Origin of the sequence: Limosilactobacillus sp. (assembly GCF_051873075.1) — a bacterium.
Lineage (GTDB): Bacteria > Bacillota > Bacilli > Lactobacillales > Lactobacillaceae > Limosilactobacillus.
Window position 1 is genome coordinate 1 of record NZ_JBJEEM010000003.1, and the last position, 2,032, is coordinate 2,032.

The window sequence follows — 2,032 nt, forward strand, 5'->3', positions numbered from 1 at the left end:
CACGCAACCGTTTTCACTGCCGCACTCAAGAAGTGTTATTAGTCGTTAATAACACATATAATGAGAATGATCTAGGGAGAGCTATTATTATCGGACATAATTACATCTCTGGGTTAATTTACTAAATTTAGTTTATTTATTGTAGGAGGAAACTTTCTTATGAAAAATAATGCAATGCATTACAAGATGTACAAAGCAAAGAAAAATATCGTCTTTGCTGGCCTTGCTACTACCGCTGTTTTAGCAGGGTTGACGCTTTCCAACGTCAACAACACTGCTTCTGCTGCAACGACTTCTGCTGCACCAGCTTCTGCTCAAGTAACTAGTGACGCTACTTCAAACGCTACTAGCGGCTCTGCTGCATCATCAGCAACTTCAGACGCTACTTCATCAGCTGCATCATCAGCTACTAGTGATTCAGCTGCTAGTTCTGCTGTTGCTTCTGACGCACTTGCCGAAGCTAACTCAGCTGTTGCAAGTGCTAACACTGCAAACTCCAGCGCTATCGCTTCTAACTCTGCTGCTGTTAAGAGCGACGCTGAAAAGCAAGTCCCAGCTTCAAGCACGACCACTGAACCAAAGGCCGCTGTTTCTGAAGCTAGCCAATTGACTAGCCAAGCTAAGGAAATTACTGACAACACTAACACTGCTTCTCAAAACTTGAGTAGCGCAAACGCAACTGTTGCTAGTGCTTCTGCTAATGTTGCTAGTGCTTCCGCTGCATACAGTGCTGCTAAGTCTGCTGCTGACGCTGCATCATCAAACGCTAACGCCGCTGCTGCTGCTTACACTGCTGCTAAGAGCGCTGCCGAAGTTGCAAACTCTGCTGCCGTTGCTGCCCAAGAAAAGGCTAATGCTGCTGGCCAAACTTACGGTTCAGCTTCAGATGCCCTGGCAGCAGCTAAGAAGGCTGCTTCAGACGCCCAAGCTGCAGTAAACAAGGCTGGTAACGACCTGAACGTTGCTCAAGCCGCAGCTAACGAAGCTAACAACGCCCTGAACGAAGCCCAAGCAGGTCTCGACAACGCCAAGAGCGCTGCCGCTGCATATGAAGCTGCTCAAGCTGCAGCTAACAAGGCTGGTAGTGACGCCAACGTTGCAAAGTCCGCAGCTGACGAAGCCAACAACGCCCTGAACGAAGCCCAAGCAGGTCTTGACAACGCTAAGAGTGCATCTGCTGCATACGAAGCCGCTCAAGCTGCAACTAACAAGGCTGGTAGTGACGCTAACGTTGCAAAGTCTGCAGCTGACGAAGCCAACAACGCCCTGAACGAAGCTCAAGCAGGTCTCGACAACGCTAAGAGCGCTGCTGCTGCATACGACGAAGCTCAAGCTGCAGTAAACAAGGCTGGTAATGACCTGAACGTTGCAAAGTCCGCAGCTGATGAAGCTAACAACGCCCTGAACGAAGCTCAAGCAGGTCTTGACAACGCCAAGAGCGCTGCTGCTGCATACGAAGCTGCTCAAGCTGCAGTAAACAAGGCTGGCGACGACCTGAACAAGGCTCAAGAAGCTTACAACGCTAACTCCTTTGGTGCTGCTATTAACAGTGCCCAAGCTGCTGCTGACAGTGCTGCTGCTGTTGAAAGTGCTGCTAAGGATTCCTTCGATGACGCATACCAGACTTACCTGAATGAGCCAAACGAATGGAACGACGCAGCTCAACAACAAGCTAAGGCTGCCTGGGACAGTGCTGCTACTGCTAACAGTGCTGCTCAAGCTGCATTAGCTACCGCTAAGAACGCTGCTCAATCTGCAGCTGATGAAGCTGTTAAGGCTGAAAGTGCTGCTAAGGATGCCTTTGATAAAGCATACCAAGACTACGTAAACGAACCAAACGAATGGAACGATGAAGCTCAACAACAAGCTAAGGATGCTTGGGACAAGGCTTCCGCAAAGGCTGATGCTGCTAAGCAGGCACTTGCTGACTTCAACACGGTAACTACTAACCTGAACAACGCTAAGACTGCTTTGGACGCAGCCCGGAACGAAGAAACTTCTGCTGAAGAAGCCGCTACTAAGGCTGGTTCCG

At 49.5% G+C, this 2,032-nt stretch carries 1 protein-coding gene; it reads left to right on the forward strand.

The features are described 5' to 3' along the window. Positions 1 to 159 precede the first annotated feature (159 nt). Positions 160 to 2,032 (forward strand): KxYKxGKxW signal peptide domain-containing protein (locus ACI31J_RS00450; protein ID WP_439772504.1); only part of this gene is annotated, 1,873 nt, incomplete at its 3' end.